This window comes from Nocardiopsis sp. B62, assembly GCF_018070675.1.
Lineage (GTDB): Bacteria > Actinomycetota > Actinomycetes > Streptosporangiales > Streptosporangiaceae > Nocardiopsis > Nocardiopsis prasina.
Genome location: NZ_JAGPXK010000001.1, coordinates 378,873 through 396,856, shown reverse-complemented (window position 1 = coordinate 396,856; position 17,984 = coordinate 378,873). Strand labels below are relative to the sequence as shown.

15 protein-coding genes and 1 pseudogene are annotated in these 17,984 nt (G+C 69.3%); 6 read left to right on the top strand and 10 right to left on the bottom strand.

Features of this window, described 5'->3' with window-relative positions; translation table 11 throughout:
• Positions 1-232: 232 nt before the first annotated feature.
• Complete coding sequence (locus KBX21_RS01835; RefSeq protein ID WP_210840801.1) at positions 233-928, bottom strand: NADPH-dependent F420 reductase; 696 nt, start codon at positions 926-928, stop codon at positions 233-235.
• Between the two features lie 108 nt (positions 929-1,036).
• Complete coding sequence (locus KBX21_RS01830; protein WP_210840800.1) at positions 1,037-1,657, bottom strand: TetR/AcrR family transcriptional regulator; 621 nt, start codon at positions 1,655-1,657, stop codon at positions 1,037-1,039.
• 96 nt (positions 1,658-1,753) lie between these two features.
• Here KBX21_RS01830 and KBX21_RS01825 point away from each other — a divergent pair, with 96 nt between their 5' ends.
• The 3 genes from KBX21_RS01825 (at position 1,754) to KBX21_RS01815 (ending at position 4,854) form a co-directional block, all read left to right on the top strand.
• Complete coding sequence (locus tag KBX21_RS01825; protein ID WP_210840799.1) at positions 1,754-3,235, top strand: MDR family MFS transporter; 1,482 nt, start codon at positions 1,754-1,756, stop codon at positions 3,233-3,235.
• Positions 3,236-3,270: 35 nt separating this feature from the next.
• Positions 3,271-4,296: an LLM class flavin-dependent oxidoreductase gene (locus KBX21_RS01820; protein ID WP_210840798.1), complete on the top strand. Its 1,026-nt coding sequence runs from the start codon at positions 3,271-3,273 to the stop codon at positions 4,294-4,296.
• 126 nt (positions 4,297-4,422) lie between these two features.
• Positions 4,423-4,854: a nuclear transport factor 2 family protein gene (locus KBX21_RS01815; protein ID WP_210840797.1), complete on the top strand. Its 432-nt coding sequence runs from the start codon at positions 4,423-4,425 to the stop codon at positions 4,852-4,854.
• A gap of 31 nt (positions 4,855-4,885) precedes the next feature.
• Here the strand turns inward: KBX21_RS01815 and KBX21_RS01810 are convergent, their stop codons facing one another.
• The 4 genes from KBX21_RS01810 to KBX21_RS01790 form a co-directional block, all read right to left on the bottom strand.
• Positions 4,886-5,539 (bottom strand): recombinase family protein, encoded by a 654-nt coding sequence (locus tag KBX21_RS01810; RefSeq protein ID WP_247665035.1) that lies wholly within the window; start codon positions 5,537-5,539, stop codon positions 4,886-4,888.
• Positions 5,540-6,033: 494 nt separating this feature from the next.
• Complete coding sequence (locus KBX21_RS01800) at positions 6,034-7,014, bottom strand: aldo/keto reductase (RefSeq protein WP_210840796.1); 981 nt, start codon at positions 7,012-7,014, stop codon at positions 6,034-6,036.
• A gap of 36 nt (positions 7,015-7,050) precedes the next feature.
• Entirely contained in the window at positions 7,051-7,896 is an 846-nt protein-coding gene (locus KBX21_RS01795) for an SDR family oxidoreductase (RefSeq protein WP_210840795.1), read from the bottom strand.
• 52 nt (positions 7,897-7,948) lie between these two features.
• Positions 7,949-8,710 carry an SDR family NAD(P)-dependent oxidoreductase gene (locus KBX21_RS01790; RefSeq protein WP_210840794.1) on the bottom strand — a complete coding sequence of 254 codons (762 nt, stop codon included), beginning with the start codon at positions 8,708-8,710 and terminating at the stop codon, positions 7,949-7,951.
• Positions 8,711-8,894: 184 nt separating this feature from the next.
• Between KBX21_RS01790 and KBX21_RS01785 the strand changes: the two genes are divergently transcribed.
• The gene (locus tag KBX21_RS01785; RefSeq protein WP_210840793.1) at positions 8,895-9,770 is read left to right on the top strand and encodes a helix-turn-helix domain-containing protein; all 876 of its coding nucleotides are present in this window, start codon (positions 8,895-8,897) and stop codon (positions 9,768-9,770) included.
• Positions 9,771-9,829: 59 nt separating this feature from the next.
• Here the strand turns inward: KBX21_RS01785 and KBX21_RS01780 are convergent, their stop codons facing one another.
• Positions 9,830-12,757, bottom strand: coding sequence for a Tn3 family transposase (locus KBX21_RS01780; protein ID WP_210840792.1), 2,928 nt, complete (start codon positions 12,755-12,757; stop codon positions 9,830-9,832).
• Between the two features lie 812 nt (positions 12,758-13,569).
• Here KBX21_RS01780 and KBX21_RS01775 point away from each other — a divergent pair.
• Positions 13,570-13,707, top strand: a pseudogene (locus KBX21_RS01775) (Tn3 family transposase); the annotation flags it as partial.
• 94 nt (positions 13,708-13,801) lie between these two features.
• Here KBX21_RS01775 and KBX21_RS01770 read toward each other — a convergent pair.
• Positions 13,802-14,560: an SDR family NAD(P)-dependent oxidoreductase gene (locus KBX21_RS01770; RefSeq protein WP_210840791.1), complete on the bottom strand. Its 759-nt coding sequence runs from the start codon at positions 14,558-14,560 to the stop codon at positions 13,802-13,804.
• A gap of 147 nt (positions 14,561-14,707) precedes the next feature.
• Here KBX21_RS01770 and KBX21_RS01765 point away from each other — a divergent pair, with 147 nt between their 5' ends.
• Positions 14,708-15,358, top strand: a complete 651-nt coding sequence (locus tag KBX21_RS01765; RefSeq protein WP_210840790.1) for a TetR/AcrR family transcriptional regulator — start codon at positions 14,708-14,710, stop codon at positions 15,356-15,358.
• Positions 15,359-16,211: 853 nt separating this feature from the next.
• On the opposite strand, the gene KBX21_RS01760 is transcribed toward KBX21_RS01765, so the two are convergent.
• The gene (locus tag KBX21_RS01760; protein ID WP_210840789.1) at positions 16,212-17,039 is read right to left on the bottom strand and encodes a nucleotidyltransferase domain-containing protein; all 828 of its coding nucleotides are present in this window, start codon (positions 17,037-17,039) and stop codon (positions 16,212-16,214) included.
• Positions 17,040-17,061: 22 nt separating this feature from the next.
• Positions 17,062-17,799, bottom strand: coding sequence for a hypothetical protein (locus KBX21_RS01755; RefSeq protein WP_210840788.1), 738 nt, complete (start codon positions 17,797-17,799; stop codon positions 17,062-17,064).
• Positions 17,800-17,984: the final 185 nt, after the last annotated feature.

The window sequence follows — 17,984 nt, the reverse complement described above, 5'->3', positions numbered from 1 at the left end:
GCCACCCGATGACTTGGCCTGGTTCTCCCGAAGGCCCGGCAACAGGACAAGTAACCGGCGAGTAACTTCGAGGGCAGTCAGGAACCCTCTCCCAGGCCCAGGGCGCGCGGGCGGGCAGGGGTAGGTGACCTCGCAGGTCAGGCGCCGCTGCAGTCGGGTTTGCGGGGGGGGGGGGGGGGCAGGACAGATCCTCTCGGGGGTGGGCTCGGGCCTGTGCGGTTCGGCCGCACGCTCAGAGGAGACGCCTCACGTCTTCCTTGCCCAAAGGGCGGCCGGGATCGATGGTCATCCGCTTCCCCCACTCTTCGTCGCTCCCGCTGGGGTCGTCCATGTAGGCATTGACGAACACCGGCGTGCCCACGTCGAACAACACCGAGCGAGAGAGCGGGCCGGCGTCCACCGCGTCCCATCCGATCCGGTCGAGGAACTCCGCCGCCCGCGTCTTCGCCGCGGGATCGTCCCCAGCGACGGGCAGCGCGCTGCGGTCGGGGGCTCCCGTGAGGCGGGCCAGTGCTCGCAGGTGCCCGGAGTAGATGTTGCTGAACGCCTTGACGACCTTGGCGTCCGCGAGGTGCTGCTGGAGCACTTCGCTGGGGGTTGCGGTCAGCTCATCGGTCGTGGCGGCGTCCCGGAACGGAATGTAGTTCGTGGCGTCGATGACGAGCTTGCCCTGGTAGAGGCCGCAGGGCAGAACCGGATACCGGGAGAAGGGAATGGAGATGACGATGATCTCCCCGGCCTCGATGGCCTCCTGGGTGGAGGCGGGGTGGACGCGGGGGCCGAGCGTGCAGGCGAGGTCTTTGAGGCTGTCGGGGCCGCGCGAGTTGCTCAGGAAGACCTCCATCCCCGCTGAGGCCGCAAGGTGGGCCACAGCCGACCCCATGTCGCCGCTGCCGATGATGCTGACGCGTGTGCTTGCCGGTGCCATCTGGGTTCCTTCGTGTTCTGTCCGGTGGCCGCCTGGGGCCCCGGAGCGGAGCGGGTACCGATACGCGGATCGGCAGGGGGGGCGGTTCGGACTGTTCGATGCGGTGGCTCAGTCCCGCAGTCGCGGCCGGTCCGTCAGGCCCTGCGGCGTGAGATAGGCCATCACGTGGTCGAGCTCTGCGGCGAAGTCCTCTGACTCGTCGGGCTGCAGGCAGCGTTCGGTGGCTGCGCCCAGGGCGGCGAAGGCCGCCCCGACCAGGCCGCGCGCCACCGGGGTTCGGGTGCCCTCAGCGGACCTGGCCCGCAGGACGTCCGCCATGCGGCGCTGCACGACCTCCATCCTCTCCAGGTAGGCGGCCCGCAGCGTGGGGCTGGACTCGATGATGGATCCGGTGAGCTGGGCGCGCTCGCGGGCCGCGGGGTCGCGGTGCTGTGCGACGAAGACCTCCAGGCAGTGGCGCAGGGACACCCAGGGGTCCTCGTCCCCGGGGCGGTCTTTGAGGATCTGGACCATCTCCTCCCCGAGTTGCACGCGGCTGGCGAGCACGAGTTCGTCCTTGCTGCCGGCGTGGCGGAAGAAGGTCCGCTGGGACATGCCGACGCGAGCGGCGATGTCGTCCACCGTCGTCTGGTCGTATCCCTGCTCCCTGAAGAGGTCCTCGGCGGCCGCGAGGATCTGGTCGCGCACGGCGCGGCGGGTGAGGTCGCGAAGTCCGGGTGACGTTGACATGCACCTATGCTAGCAACACGCATATTTGACAGCAACTGCCAAATTGGGCGTAGGCTGCCGACTGTTGGATGTCAGACACCAAGTAAGGAATCACCCATGCTGGGACAAAAGCGCCCTGCGGGGGAGTCCGTTGAGGACACCCCCGCAGCATCACAGGGCCTACCGCGCGAGCTCGTACTCGTACTGGGCCTCCTGCTGGCAGGGGCCTTCGTGATGATCCTGAACGAGACGATCATGAGTGTGGCGCTGCCGACGCTGATGGCCGAGTTCTCGATCGAGGCGGCCACGGCGCAGTGGCTCACCACCGGCTTCCTGCTCACCATGGCGGTCGTGATCCCCACCACGGGCCTGATACTCCAGCGCTTTGCCACGCGGACCGTCTTCGTGGCCGCCCTCGCGCTGTTCACCCTGGGGACCGCGCTCTGCGCGATCGCGCCCACCTTCCCCCTCCTCGTCGCCGGACGGATCGTCCAGGCGGCGGGGACCGCGATCGTCCTGCCACTGCTGATGACGACGGTCATGACGCTGGTCCCCGTCTCGCGCCGCGGCCGGACCATGGGGCTGATCTCCATCGTCATCGCCGTGGCGCCCGCGGTCGGGCCGACCTACTCGGGGTTCGTCCTGGACTCGCTGGGGTGGCGATGGATGTTCATCACGGTCTTCCCAGTCGCAATCATCGTCCTCGTCGTCGGCGCCGTCATGGTCAAGGACTTCTCCACACGCACACCCACCCGGTTGGACGTGCTGTCGCTGATCCTCTCGGCGCTCGGGTTCGGCGGCCTGGTCTACGGGCTGAGCAGCTTGGGCAAGAGCGCCGGGTCCGCAAGCTCGGCGGTGGCGACGGGCGTGCTGGTGGTCGGCGTGCTCACCCTGGGGCTCTTCGTGTGGCGCCAGCTCGTCCTGCAGCGCGGAGGCCGTGCGCTGTTGGACCTGCGCCCGTTCAGGGTCCGCACCTTCACCGTGGGCCTGACGATGATGATGGTGTCGATGTCCGCGCTGTTCGGAACACTCATCCTGCTGCCCCTGTACCTGCAGGACGTGCGTGCCTTGGACACGCTCCAGACCGGCCTGATCCTGCTGCCAGGCGGCGTGGCGATGGGCCTGGTCGCCCCGTTCGTCGGACGTGCTTTTGACCGGGTCGGTCCTCGCCCGCTCGTCATCCCCGGGGCCTTCGGGATCGCGCTCGCCCTCGGCGGCATGGTCGTGCTGGACGGCTCCAGCTCGCTGACACAGGTCATCGCCACCCACATCGTGCTCCACATCAGCCTCGGCCTGGTGATGACCCCGCTGATGACCGCCTCCCTGGGCTCGCTTCCCCCGGAGCTGTACTCCCACGGCAGCGCCATCATGAACACCCTCCAGCAGCTCGCCGGCGCGGCCGGAACCGCGTTGTTCATCACCGTGATGACCGCTGCGGCCTCCAAGTCCGCGCAAGCGGGCGCAGCCACCGCCGCCATGGAGGGGATCAACGCCGCCTTCCTGGTGGGAGCGGTCCTGGCGGGCGCCGCCGCGCTCCTGTCGTTCACCGTCAGGTCCTCCGCCACCACCGGCTCCGCGCCCGCGGCGGGCCTGCACTGACCGGCCCACCCGCACATCTCAATGAAAGGACGCCCATGTCCCGTCCGCTCTCAGTCCTGGACCTGGCACCGATCCAGCCCGGCCAGAACGTCGCCGACAGCTTCGCCGCCAGCGTCGCCCTGGCCCGCCAGGCGGAGAACTCGGGCTACACCCGCCTCTGGTACGCCGAACACCACAGCATTGCGGCCATCGCCTCCTCGGCCACGGCGGTCCTTATCGCCCACATGGCCACACAGACCACCCACATCAGACTGGGAGCGGGCGGGATCATGCTCCCCAACCACTCCCCCCTGGTCATCGCCGAGCAGTTCGCGACCCTGCAAGCCCTGCACCCCGGCCGGATCGACCTGGGACTGGGGCGCGCCGCCGGCGCCAGCCCCCGGGTGCTGAAGGCCCTGCGCCGCTCCCGCGCCAGCGCGGACCGCTTCCCGCAGGACGTCCAGGAACTCCAACGCCTGCTCGGTGACGCACCTTTGCCCGACGATGCCCACGCCATCCCCGGAGCCGGGTCCCACGTCCCCCTCTTCATCCTTGGATCCTCGCTGTTCGGAGCGCAGCTCGCCGCGAAACTGGGCCTGCCCTACGCGTTCGCCAGCCACTTCGCTCCGGACATGCTCGAACAGGCGGCCCACACCTACCGGCAGGGCTTTCGTCCCAGCGCTGACCTGGCGGAGCCCTACCTGATCGTGGGGGCCAACGTCGTGGCCTCAGACACCGCAGACGCCGCCCACCAGGCCTTCCTCTCCATCCGCCGTACCGCGGCCGCGGGCATGGTGCGCCCCGGGGCCAGCCTGGACGACAAGAGCGCGGACGAGCTCCTCAGCGGGCCCGTGGGGGCCCAGATCGACAGGCTCATGCACTACACCGCCGTGGGCGACGCCGTCGAGGTCGCCCGCTACCTCGACGATCTGGCGCACGCCGTCGGCGCGGACGAAGTCATCACCGCGCACCAGATGCCCGACCTCGGTGACCGGCTCCGCTCCGTGGCGCTGACCGCCACAGCATCAGGGATCACCCCCAAGGACAGACAGGAGCACAACGCCCGACAAAAGCGCGTGTAGAGACGGTCAGCGCCCTGCTCGGGCCGAACACAGTGCACAAGTTTGGGAACAAGACACTGCGATCCCGGGATCGGCAACTCCACATACTCATTGACAACAGGTCAACACCACGAAGGAAACATGAAGATGCCGACTGAAGAAACACGCCGGATCGCAAGAGACTTTATTGAGAATCTCACGACCGGCCGCCACCGCGAGGCGCTGGGCAACTTCTCCGCAGGCGCCTACTGGCACCTCCTCGGGCGTACCGACGAGTTCTCCCTGGCGCGACGGTACCGGGTGGAGGAGCTGGACCAGCTGATGTCGGTGCTGGCTGCCTCGGTCACCCGCGATCACTACGTCCACATCGACAGCATCCTCGCCGAAGGCGCCCACGCCGCGGTCGAGATCCGCACCGGAGGAAGGACCCCTGACGGCCGCGCATACGACAATCGCGTAGCCTTCATGCTGGACATCCGCGACGGAAAAATCGAATACCTGAGAGAGTATCTCGACACCAACCACCTCAAGGCGATCACCCAGGGCGCAGATCCTGGCCCTCTTCAATCATTTCGCTGATTTCCTCTTATTTGCTGGAGTTTCGTCGCACTTACCGACCTGCACCGACCTGTTTCGCGGCCCGACCACCGGACAGCTCCGGCACGTGCTTGTACAAGGTCGAGCGGGACACTCCGAGCAGTCGGGCGATGGAGGCCACCGAGTTGTCGGGGCGGGTGAGTAGGTCACGGGCGTGGCGGATCTGCTCCGAGGTCATCGCTGGCGGGCGGCCCAGGCGTTTTCCGGCGGCGCGGGCAGCGTCCAGGCCTTCCTTGGTGCCCTGGACGATGAGTTCGCGGATGAACTCGGCCAGGGCGGCAAAGACGTGGAAGACCAAGCGCCCACCCGGCGTGGTGGTGTCCAGCGCTTCGTGCAGGGAGCGGAAGCCGATCCCGGCGCGGCGCAGGTCGCCGACCAGGGTGATCAGGTCTGCCAGGGAGCGGGCGAGCCGGTCCAGGGCGGGGACGACCAGGGTGTCGCCTGGGCGCAGATAAGCCAGGCACGCCTTGAGGTCGGGGCGCTCGGCGTCACGGCCGGACTTCTTGTCAGCGAAGACCTTGGCGCACCCGGCGGCTTCGAGGGCGGCGAGCTGGCGGTCGAGTTTTTGGCCCTGGGTCGAGACCCGGGCGTAGCCGACCAGCGCCCCGCCGCCGCGGGCGGGTTCGGGGGCCAGCGGATCATCCGGGAGCGAGAGGGCGGAGTCCATCCCCCAAGTGTACGAAAAATGGTGCCCTTGGAATAGATGAACAGTCCGACTTCTCAACACGTTTTTCTGACACCCTCAGGCCCGGTTCGGCGCCCTCCGGCGGCGTTCGGGGCACCTGTCTGAGAAATGATCGTTAGTTGGACACCCGCAGGGTTGCACGCTCAGTCACGAGAGTTACGGAGGTGCTACCGCCAAAATCCGGACCGATCCTCCCCGGAGGCCGATCCGCAACCGCGACGGCGGGGCGCTGTCGACCCGGGCCGCGAACACCGTCGTGTGCGCACTGGGGCCGCGGCGAACTCGCCACCGCACCGGTCGACGTGGTCCTGGTGGCCGAGCTGATGGGACACGCCGATCTGAACACCACCCGCCGCTACACCCTGCCCACCGACGCGGACAAGACCCGGGCGTTGGAGGCGCTCACCACCGACCGGTGAAACAGGCCGGGGCCGCCTCAACCGGCGGCCCCGGACCCGTGCGGATGGCCAGAGCATTCAGCGTTCGATGCGGGCCATGTTCTCCTCGTTGTGGCGCTCACCCGAGGCCGGGGTGAGGTTGTCCAGGCGCTCCAGCTGGTCCGCGCTGAGTTCGATGCCGTCGGCGGCCGTGTTCTCCTCCACCCGGGAGACCCGCCGGGTCCCGGGGATGGGGGCGATGTCGCTGCCGCGGGTCAGCAGCCACGCCAGCGCGGTCTGGGCGGGGGTCGCTCCGATCTCGGCGCCGATGGCCTGCACCTCGTCGACGATGCGCAGGTTGCGGTCGAAGTTCTCGCCGATGAACCGCGGGTTGGTCTTGCGCCAGTCGTCGTCGGCGAAGTCCTCGACCGTGCGGATCCGCCCGGTCAGAAGGCCGTGCCCGAGCGGCGAGTAGGGCACGAATCCGATACCGAGCTCGCGCAGCAGCGGAAGGATCTCCTCTTCGACGTCGCGGGTCCACAGGGAGTACTCCGTCTGCAGCGCGGACACCGGGTGCACGGCGTGCGCGCGGCGGATCGTCCGGGCACCGGCCTCGGAGAGCCCGATGTGGCGCACCTTGCCCTGCTCGACCAGCTCGGCCAGGGCGCCCACGGTCTCCTCGACGGGCGTGTCGGGGTCGACGCGGTGCTGGTAGTAGAGGTCGATGTGGTCGGTGCCCAGGCGCCGCAGGGAGCCTTCGACCGCGGCCCTGACGTTGTCGGCGCTGCCGTCGACCACGCCGGGGCCACCACCGGAGTGGGAGACCAGTCCGAACTTCGTGGCCACCACGACCTCGTCGCGGCGTCCCCTGATGGCCTTACCGACGACCTCCTCGCTGTGGAAAGGACCGTAGATCTCGGCGGTGTCGATGTGGGTGACCCCGAGGTCCAGGGCCCTGTGGATGGTGCGGACGGACTCGGCGTCGTCGAGCGCCGCGCCCGTGGTGTAGGTGCCGGCCATGGTCATGGCGCCCAGGCCGATGCGGGAGACGTCGAGGCCGCCCAGCGATACGTGCTTCATCGTGTTCTCCTTGTGGTGGTGGCGATCAGGGGGCGCTCAGGCGGTGGCCTCGTCCAGGTTCAGGTTCCCGCCCAGTTCGCGGGAGGCCTGGGCCTGCTCTGCCAGTTCCTGGGCCTTGGCCTGGACACCCGCGATGGCGTCTGCGCCGGCGACGAAGCGCAGCGGCGGCTGCTCCTGGTCGGCGAGGGTCACCAGCGCCCGGGCGAGCTTGGCGGGGTCCCCGCTCTGCTGGCCGTTCATGGACTGCCACTGGGCCTTGGTCGCGGCGGTGCGCTCGGCGTAGTCGTCGATGGACAGCTCGGCCCAGCTGGTGGAGGCCTCCACCAGCAGCTCGGTGCGGAAGAAGCCGGGCTCCACCAGGGTGGTGCGGATACCGAAGGGCTCCACGTCATAGCGCAGCGACTCCATCCACCCCTCCACGGCGAACTTGGAGGCGGCGTAGGCCACGCAGAACTCCTGGCCGATCAGCCCGGCCGAGGAGGAGATCGTGATGACGTGGCCCGCCCGCTGGGCGCGCATCACCGGAAGGACGGCGCGGGTGACGTTCATCGGGCCGAAGAGGTTGGTCTCGATCTGGACGCGCATCTGCTCGGGCGAGATCTCCTCGAAGTACCCGGCGATGAAGTTGCCCGCGTTGTTGATCAGGACGTCGATGCGGCCGAACCGGTCAAGGGCGGCCTGCACGGCGGCGCGCGCGTCCTCCTGGTCGGTGATGTCCACCTTGGTGACCAGCAGGTTGTCCTGGGGTCCGCCCAGTGTCTGCTGGACCTTCTCGGGGCGGCGGCCGGTGGCGATGACCCGGTGGCCCTGGGCGAGGGCCTGGCGGACGATGTCGGTGCCCAGGCCGCGGCCGGCGCCGGTGACGAAGATGACCTTGCTCATGAGGTGCTTCCTTCCAGGCCCCCCGGGGCCCTGTGTGGTGTGCGGGTGAAGGTCAGGCCTGTTCGGTGGGCATGATCCACAGCTCGCCCACCGCGGTGTGGCGGGGACGGGTGACCATGTAGGCCACCCCGTCGGCGATGTCGTGGGCGGTGAGGATCTCGGTCCGCTCCAGGAAGGGCTCGATGGTCGAGCGGACCTCGGCGTTGTTGTGCGAGACCAGCTCGGACTCCACCGCCCCCGGTTCCAGGACGCCCACGCGCACGTGGCTCTGGGTGAGTTCCTGGCGCAGGGACTCGGTGAAGCCGTTCACACCGAACTTGGTGAGGTTGTACACGCCGTAACCGCTGCTGGCCTGACGGCCGGCGATGGAGCTGATGTTGACGATGTCGGCGACCCGGCGCGGCCCCTCCTGCGCGGCCTGGAGCAGGTGCGGCAGGGCGGCGTGCGTGGTGTGGAGCAGCCCCTGGACGTTGATGGCGATCATGCGCTCCCACTCCCCAAGGTCAGCGCCCACGACCGGGCCCAGGAGCATCAGCCCGGCGTTGTTGACCAGGGTGTCCAACCGGCCGAACCGGTCGACGCTCTGCTGCACCGCGGCTCGGGCCTGGCCCGGGTCGGTGATGTCGGCCTCGACGGCCAGTGCGGTGCCGCCGTCCTGCTCGATCTCGGCGACCAGACCGTCCAGGCGGTCCTTGCGGCGGGCCACGAGCGCGACCTGGGCGCCGTGCTGGGCGAGCAGGCGGGCGGTGGCTGCGCCGATACCGCTGCTGGCGCCCGTGACGAGGGCGACGGTTCCGGTCAACTTCGATGCCATGAGAGCTGATCCTTGTTCTGCGGGTGCGAGGGGGCGGGTTCCTGACCAGGGCGTTGAGCCCTGTATCCAGGCAACCACCCGACTCCGCCGCACGGGGGCCCGTAGGGGGCACCGTTGTTCCAAGGGTCTGCCAGTACCCCTTTACGGTCCCCGCGAGAAGGGGGCCCCGACGTACGGTGGACCCATGGACCGCAGCACCGAGATCCGCGAGTTCCTGCGCACCCGCCGGGCCCGGATCACACCCGAACAGGCCGGCCTCGAACCGCAGCCCGGCACCCGCCGCGTGCCGGGACTGCGCCGCGAGGAGGTCGCCTCCCTGGCCGGGGTCAGCGTCGACTACTACATCCGCCTGGAGCGGGGCCAGGCCAAGGGCGTCTCCGAAACCGTGCTCTCAGCGCTGGCCGGGGTCCTGCACCTAGACGAGGCCGAACGCACCCACCTGTTCGACCTGGCCCAACCCACACCGGCACGCACCCGCCGCACACGAAACCTCAGCCCCCAGAGGGTCCGCCCCACCCTGTACCGGGTCCTGGACCTCCTCGGCGCCCCCGCCATCGTCCAGGGGCGGCGCCTGGACGTGCTGGCCGCCAACCGGCTGGGGTATGCGCTCTTCGCCGACTTCGAGGCCCGGCCCCACCGCGAGCGCAACTTCGCACGGTTCGTCTTCCTCGACGAGGCTGCCCCGGCGCTCTACACCGATTGGGAGCGCGTCGCGGCCGACAGTGTGGCCATGCTGCGCCTGTACGCCGGACGCCACCCCCAGGACCCGCAGCTCACCGAGCTGGTCGGGGAGCTGTCCCTGCGCAGCGACGCCTTTCGCCGACTGTGGGCCGACCACGACGTCGTGGCCCACTCCACCGGTACCAAGCGCCTGCACCACCCGCTCGTGGGCGACCTCACGCTGGGCTATGAGTCCCTGGACGTCGAAGGCGACCCCGAGCAGGTACTGGTCATCTACACCCCCGAGCCCGACTCTGCCTCCGCCGAGGCCCTGGCCATCCTCGCCAGCTGGACCGGCACCGCCGTGCCCGAACCGCGCACCCGCCCACAGAGCACCTAGGCACCTAGCCCGCGCGCCCCTGAGGCGAGCCCCAGGACTACCGGCCCCTTTCACAAGCCTCACACGGCCAGGTCCAGGCGCCTGTCCATGTCGAGCACGAACCGGCCATACGGGTTGACGTGGGTCCAAAACAGCGGGTTCAACCCGCGCCGGTCCTCAGGGGTGAGCCGCCCCGCCCAGACGGGGTCTTCCAGCACCCGTTGCAGGAGCAGGGTGTTGACGTGGACCAGGCAGGACTGGAGCAGGTGCAGGGCAAGCATGGAGATCTCGGCGTGCTCGCGGTCGGCGCCGGTGAGCACGCCCTCCTTGCCGTAGAAGAAGGTGTCGTTGGCGCCGTTCCAGTTCTCCACCACCTCCAGGCCGCCGTGGATCTCCCGGCGCAGGGCCTCGTCGGCCAGGTAGTCGCAGGCGAAGATGGTGCGCACCGCCCGGCCGAGTTCCTCCAGGGCCTGGTAAACCGGGTTCTTGGGGCCGCCGCCCTTGGTGAAGCGGCGCAGCACCTGCTCGGTGTCGGCCGTGCCCAGGCGCAGGGCGGTGGCGTAGGCGACCATCTGGTCGTAGTTGCGCTCGATCAGCGCCCAGTCGATGGGCCGGTTCTTGAGGACCCGCTCCAACCTCGGCCACGTCGCGGGGCCGGCGTCGGGGCTGTACAGGCGCACCGCGCCGATGTTCTTCAACCTCGGCAGCAGCTTGAACCCGAGCAGTTCGGTGAACGCGAACCCCACGATGGACGCCCCGTGGGTGTCGGTGTAGTTCGCCTCGACCTCGGCGTCGGTGCAGTGCCGCAGCACCCCCTCGATCATCGCCGCGACCTCCGAGGACGAACACGACTTGAGCTGGGAGTAGATGCACGCCCGGCCCTTGTCGACGTGCCAGTAGATCATCACCCCGTGCCCGCCGTAGCGGGCGTGGAACTCCGTCATCAGGTTCGACTCCCAGGACCCGAACCGCTTGGAGTCCGACGCGGTCGTGGTCGCGGTGCCCCACCACTGGGCGTCCCGGGCGGCGAAGGTCTCGTTCACCACCCGGGCGATGGCCCGGCGCAGGTTGTCGCGGGTGATGTGCGAGGCGCGGGTTCGGCGCAGCGCCCCCTCGTCCTCGCCGTGCTCGCCGGTGGCGATCATCTGCTTGATGCCCATGTTGGTGCCGAGCGCGAACAGGCACAGCAGCAGGCGCCGGTGCAGCGCCGCCTTGGGGATCGCCTCGCGGGTGGCCACCGAAGCGAACTCCTCGCAGAACCCGGTCAGCAGTGCGGAGTCCTTGAGGATGTCGAGCAGGTCCAGGGTGCCCCACCGCTTGAGCACCTCGCCCTTGAGCGCACGCAGATTCTGGGGCTCGGGCAGCGCCTCCAGCTTCGGGACGCTGATCCAGGGCTGGCCCTTGCGGGTCACCACCCGCACCCCGCCGGTGGTGTCCTTGGCCATCGCCCCGTCGAGCCGGTCCAACGCCTGGCGCATCCGGGTGCGCACCCCGTCCACGAACGCGTTCGGCTCCACCGGCTTGTTCAGGGCGGCGTAGTGCACGTCGCGGTTCTCGGCGAAGTCGCCGGGCAGGTCGGTGTCGGGGTCGCGCCAGCGGCTGGCGCCCTGGACGTAGATCTCGCGCCGACGCAACGCCTCGCGCAGCGCGATGAGCACGCACAACTCATACGGGATGCGCTCCACCCGACCGGAGGCGGCGTCGGTGACCGCCTCGGCCCAGGCCTTGGGCACCACCCCCTCGATCGGCACGTGCTCGGCAGCGCCGTAGAACTTCTCGCTCCGGTCGACCTCGGTGTAGCGGCCCAACAGCTCAATGGCCTCCATCACCGGCCGGTAGGCGGTGTTGTTGCAGGCAAAAGACAGAGCGGCCAGCAGCGGGGAGAGCATCCGCCGGTAGTGGTGGGTGTAGGAACCGCGCAGCTGGTAGCGCACCCGCTCGGCCATCGCCTTCTCGGTGGCCATCAACTCCTTGGCCAGACGGCGCAGCGTCTTCTCCCCGCCCGGGACCGCGGGGAAGACCACCTCGGCCACCGTCCCGCCGGGCTGGGCCAGGGAGGCGTCCACCATCCGGCGCAGGATCGACTTCTTGCCCGGCACCGCGGTCAGCTGACCGATCAGCTCTTTTTCCACCCGCGTCTCGGCGCGGGCGTTGATCCGGTGGATGAGCCGGATCAGCAACTCCACCAGGGAGTCGGTCAGCTCAGCCTGGCGAGTCCAGCACAGGGCGGCCAGCAGGGTGTAGCGCACCGGTTCGGCGCACTCGGCGAAGTCCGAGGGGTACATCCGGGCCGCCCGGGAGCGCCAGGCGGCCACGATCTTGTCCGAGACTCCCGCGAAGGGCTCGTCCGGCAGCCCCAGGGCCTGCACGGTCTTGAGCTTGTCGACCTCGGTGAGCAGGGTCTCCAGCCCCAGCGGGCCGGGGTCGGACTTCACGGCCAGCAGCACGCCCTCGGTGCCCAGCACCCGGCTCTGGAGCCGTTCGCACACCCCCCGGCCCAGATGGGCAGCGACCTGGGTGGTGAAGGCCTCCTCGAAGCGGCGCCCAGCCGAGGCCACGATCCGCTCGATCTGCCCCGGGCGCGGGGGTTCGATCTTGAGGGTGTGGCACCGGTTGACCACGGCCTGGGCGAGTTCGGTGCGATCGACCTGCACCGGGCACACCTGGTCGGCCAGCCACTGGGCAAGCTGGTCCTCCTCATCCTCGGTGGCGGCGTGGGTGCCGTACTCCTGCCGGATCTGGTGCCGGTGCCGCCCCGGAACACGTGTGTTCCACGGGTACTTGCCGAACAGGGCCGCGTCCACACCGACCTGCTCGGCGACGAAGTCCACCGCCGCCGACGGGATCTCCTCGGCGTAGGAAGGAAAACGGCCCTGGAGCTGGAAGAACTTCAGCTTGAGCGCGAACCCGAGCCGAGTCGCGCCGCTCTTGTTGCCGACCAGGGCCCGGTCGCCCTCTTCGAGGGTCCACTGGTCGACGAGTTGTTCGAGGGACGGCTCCTGGCGCATGAAGGGTGCTCCGGGTCGTGTGGGGTCAGTCGACACCGCACACGATCGCGAAGGGGTACCGGGTTACCGGTTGGTTCACCTGATCCGTGACCTTGGGGACGCCCACGAAGTTACTCACGGGTTACTTGTCCTGTTGCCGGGCGTTCGGGAGAACCACCCCGACTTAGCGGGTACACCCCAGACAGTACAGCCTGGGGTGTACCCGTCTCGTTTGTGCGGGTCGGAGGGCGCCCTGAATAACGTTGGCGGGCCGGATTGGGCGCCTGGAGGGAGCTGGGGCGCCCCTGAAGGGCTGACTTCCTAGAAGGTTGACTTATCGGAAGTCAGGATTTCCGGGCTTCGGGGTTCTGTTTCGTCACGAAACCTGCGTAACGTTTATTAAATAACGTTACCAACGAAACGATATTTACGGGGTCCGCGAGGGGCCTTCCACGCCGTGTGGCCCCCACCCGAGCTGGATGCGGGCCACACGGGGGCTCTGTGCGGCGTTGGCGCCTCACGCCCACGCCGCACGGGAGTCGCGGGCGTCGAGGATGATTACCACAGGATCTGGCGGCAGAGCCGTCCTGGGCGAACGGTTCGGTGACGGGGCCGGGTTGCCCTGTTCGCGGCCCCCACATTCGGGGCACGTCGCATGAACATCTCTCCGATGAGCGGATCGCCCGCTACGGCCGCTACCCCGACGAGTTGCCGGCGGGCAACCTGGAACAGTTCTTCCGCCCCAGCCGCCTGGAACTCACGGGCAAACGCACCCTGCCCACCCGCTGGGGTGGGACGTGCGGTGGGGCACCGTACGCATGTCGAATCCCGCCACCGTGCAGGAGTCCCGCCACAAGCTCGCTCGCGATGTGTGCCCCGGCAAGCACGGCACCATCCACCAGGCGTACCGCGACGGCATGGAGGACCAGCTCGGCGCGCTCGGTCTGGTCCTCAACGCCATCGTGATCTGGACCTGATGCGCCGGAGCTGGACGTGGACGGGACCGGCTGGGAGGGAGTCGGGGCCGTCGCTGCCTGTGTCTTTACAGGCCGTTCGACCGGTCGCTCAGAGGAGGGCGCCGCCGGAGACCTCGATTCGCTGGGCGGTGACCCAGCGCAGGCCCTCGGAGGCCAGCGTGGCGATGGCGTCGCCGATCTCCTCGGGTTCGCCGACGCGGCCGAGCGCGGTCTGTCCGGCCAGACCCTGGCGCATCTCGGCGTCGTCCCGCATCGCTCCACCGTTGAAATCGGTGGCGGTCGGCCCCGGGGCGATGGCGTTGACCCGGATTCCGCGCGGGCCGAGTTCTGCGGCGAGGGTGCGGCTCAAGGCTTCGACGGCGGCCTTCGAGGCGGAGTAGACCGAGGTGGCGGGGCTGGTGTGGCGGGTCAGTGACGTCGAGACGTTGATGACGCGGCCACCCTGGGCCAGCAGCGGCGCAAGTGACTTGATGAGGAAGAACGTGCCCCGGACGTTGGTGCCCATCACCGTGTCGAAATCGTCGATCGTGACGTCCTCCAGCGGTGCGAAGATCCCCACTCCCGCGTTGTTGACCAAGATGTCGAGCCGCGAAGTACCCCAGCGCTCCAGCTGCTCGCTCAGTTCGGAGGTGAAGGACGCGAAAGAGGAGACGTCGCTGATGTCGAGCCGGAGAACAGCGGCGGTCCCACCCACCGCCTGCACCTGTTCCACCGTCTTCTCGGCCCCGGCCGCATCGCTGCGGTGGGTGACCAGAACCCGCACCCCGCGTTTGGCCAGAGCGATGGCCGCGCCACGTCCGAGGCCGCGATTCGCACCGGTCACCAAAGCGATCCTGTCGATCGTCATGAGCTGTTCCTCCACCGCGCGGCTACCGGAATTCACCCGGCGCCACAGATAGGATGCGAGTCGACCGACTCGCCTTGCTCTCGTACCCAAGCAGGACTATCGAGGCGAGTCAAGTGACTCGCCTCGGGTCTGCGGCATACTGGCCGCATGGCAGCAGAACTCTCCGCACACCACCGCAGACTCGCTCAGCAAAAACGCGCGGCGATCACCACCGCAGCCACAGAACTGTTCCTGGACCGTGGCTACGACGGCACCTCGCTAGCCCGGATCGCCGAAGCGGCCGGGGTCTCGAAGTCCACCCTGTTCAAGCAGTTCCCCACCAAGGCGGCCCTCTTCGAGGCCATCGTCACGCAGTCCTGGCAGCGCGACGCCAGCGATACCGCGCGGCCACCGGCGGGAGATCTGCGCTCCGGGCTGACAGCCATCGGCCACGGCTACGCCGACCTGATGGGTCAGCCCCGCATGACAGGCCTGTTCCGGATCGTCATCGCCGAACTGCCTCGTTTCCCCGAACTGGGACGGATGCAGTTCCAGCTCGGCAAACTGCCCTACTTCACCTCCGTCCAGCACTACTTGGAAGCCGAGCACGAGGCGGGCAACGCTGATGTCCCGGACGCGGCGAGCGCCGCGAACCAGTTCCTCGGCATGATCGCCAACTACGTCCTGTGGCCCCGCATGCTGCTGACCGACTGGAACCCCGCAGCCTCCGACATCCACGACGCCGTCGAACAGGCGGTCCAGACCATGCTCGCCAGATACACCCCGACCCGCCAGCCTGACCCGAGACCGGAACGTTGACACTGGCGCGCAACGCTCAAGATCCGTGGCGCCTGTCGGTAATGATCGTTTGCCGACTGGCGGCCGACGCGTCCAAGGAACCCGTGCAATCCGGGGGCGCGGCGGGTCGAATCCCATCAGATCCGATGGTGATTGCTGACAGGGTTTGACGACAGGTGGCCGGGACCACCGCGAGCAGGTGGCCCTGCGCATCCATGACGGCGCGTTCTTCGCGCTGGACCTCGCCGCCCGCCGTCGGCGACCTCCATCGGGAACTGACCCACGACGGACTGCACGCTGTTAGGGCCAAGGCCAGCAAGGCCGTCGCCGACCTTCCACCCGATCACACCGGCGTGGAGGAGGACATTCCCGCCCGGGAGTTACCGGTCACCCCTCGACTTGCCGCGCAAGGTCGCCGACTTCCTTCGCTCGGCCGAACTGGAGTCTGCCGAGCGGGCCGTGCTCGACGAGGGGGCGACCGTGCGATGAGGCCAGGGCTACACCCTGCGCGTGACCGCCTCCTCGCCGTGCACTGTCGGCTCCTCGACCGCGGCCAGCCGTTCGACGGCGGCCAGGGTGTCCCGGCTGTTCCGGCCCAGCACTGTCGCGAGTGCGAGAACCGCGTCAGCGCGCTCGTGCCGATCGCACCATGATCGTGCTCAGCGCCAACGGCTGTACGAGCAGGTCAGGTGGATCTTCGGCCGCGGCATGGGCCCCTCCTGCGCGTTCGGTAGGCCCATGCGCTTCGGTTCGCCACTACCGCTCCTGTGGGAATCCTCCTCGGCCCCCGTGCCCTTCTCCGTGTGGCGGTGTGACCCCTGCTGGCGCGGGGAAGGGGAACACGCCGCACCGCGGACCGGGGGCGGCGGGTTCCTCAGGTGTGGGGGGTCGCGGGCCTGGGGGCCTTGGGGCCGTGGGTGGCGGTGTACTCCTCGGCCAGCCAGGGGGCCAAGTCCTCGAGGAGGTCGACCAGGTGGTCGCGGTCGGCGCTGGGGTGCCGGGCGGTGTGAGCGGCGGCGCGCATCTGCTCGTGGCGGCCGGGGTGGTAGTGGCCGAAGACCTCCGCCGCCAGGGTCAGGTCGCTGGTCCATCCGCCCCAGGCGGGCATGACCAGTGTGAGTCCGGTGCGGGTGAGTCTGCGGGACACGCCCCGGCTCAGCGCGCGGAGCTGGTCGTCGGTGGTCGCCTCGGCCAGGCGGGTACGCCAGCGGCGCAGGGTCAGGTGCAGGTCGCCGTTGGTCTCACGGGCCAGGAGGCTGGTGGGTCGGTACCGGGGCAGTTGCCGGGCCAGGTCGGGGCCGGTCAGAGGGGTGCACAGGCAGGCGACGAAGAACCCGGAGTCGTGCCGTTCGAGTTCGCTGGTCAGTGTGGGCACCCCGTCCAGGAGGATCCCGCCGCCGTCGACCTGGGGAAAGTCGGTGTCGATCTCCTCCAGGAGCGCTCGGGCGCGGTCCCGGTCAGTGGGAGTGGGGTCGGTGTGCAGGGCCACCAGGGCGTCCAGGTCCGAGACGCCGGGGACGGCGGTGCCCCGGGGGATGCTGCCGTACAGGTAGGCGCTGTGCATGCGGGGCCCGAAGACCTGGTGGAGGCGGGTGCGCAGGGTCTCGACCACGGGGGTGAAGGCGGTGTGGACGCGGTCGGTTGAGCCTTCGCGGGCGATGGTGCCGTCGGGGCGTAGTCCTCGGACGGGGGGTGGTGTCACGGCGGTGGCTCCGAGTGGTGGGTCAGGTGAGGGGGTGCCAGGCCCACATGTTGGGTTCGACGTAGGTGCCGCGGTCGGCGGCCAGGTCGATGGTGACGGGCGACAGGGCGCCTTCCACGATGTGGCGTCCGCTGCCGGGGAAGTCCATGGCGGTCCACTGGCGCCACTGGGCGACGGTGCCCTCCACGGTCATGGACCTCTCGCAGGGGTGGAGCAGGTGCGCGCCGAGGCGTTGGTGGGTGCGCAGCCAGGGGTCGATGGACAGGCCGTCGTCGCGGGTCCAGCTGGCGTACTCGGCCATGGGGATCAGCGGGTAGCGGTGTTTGTGGGTGGGTCGCAGGGGTGCGGCCAGCGCGGTGAGTCCGTGCTCGGCGGCGTTGTCGCGCAGGGCCTGACCCATGCGGGCGCTGACCCCGGCGCCCTGGTGGCGGGTGGAGACGGCGATGTACAGGGCGGAGGCGATGGTGGGTGCGCGTCCGGCGGCCCTGTCGTCGAAGGCCTGTTCCAGGGCCCACGCGAAGCCCTCGTCGGGGAGTTCGTCGGGGGTGCCGTGCCATGCCAGCGGGACGCTGTTGGCGCGGGCGATGACCTCGTCGCCGCGTACCAGGGCGATCTGGTACTCGGCGAAGTCGCGGGCCAGGCGGTTCCAGTACCGGTGGGCGACGGTGTCGTGGAACATCACCTCGGGCCCGGGGTTGAGTTCGGGGCGTTCCAGGACCTCGGCGAGGTCGGGGCGCTGGGCCAGGGTCACGATCCGCATGGGTGCATCGTTGCAGGGGCGCCTTCGGCGGGCAAGCGGATTGCTGCCGGTCAGGTGAGTGGGTCGGAGCTCCGGTAGTGCTGGCACCACTGCGGGAGGTGGGTGGGAGTGGACCGGTAAGTGGGTGTCTGCGTCATCGTGCCGGTCGTACCCGCGGTTCTAGCGTTGAGGGTGTCAGCGAAGCC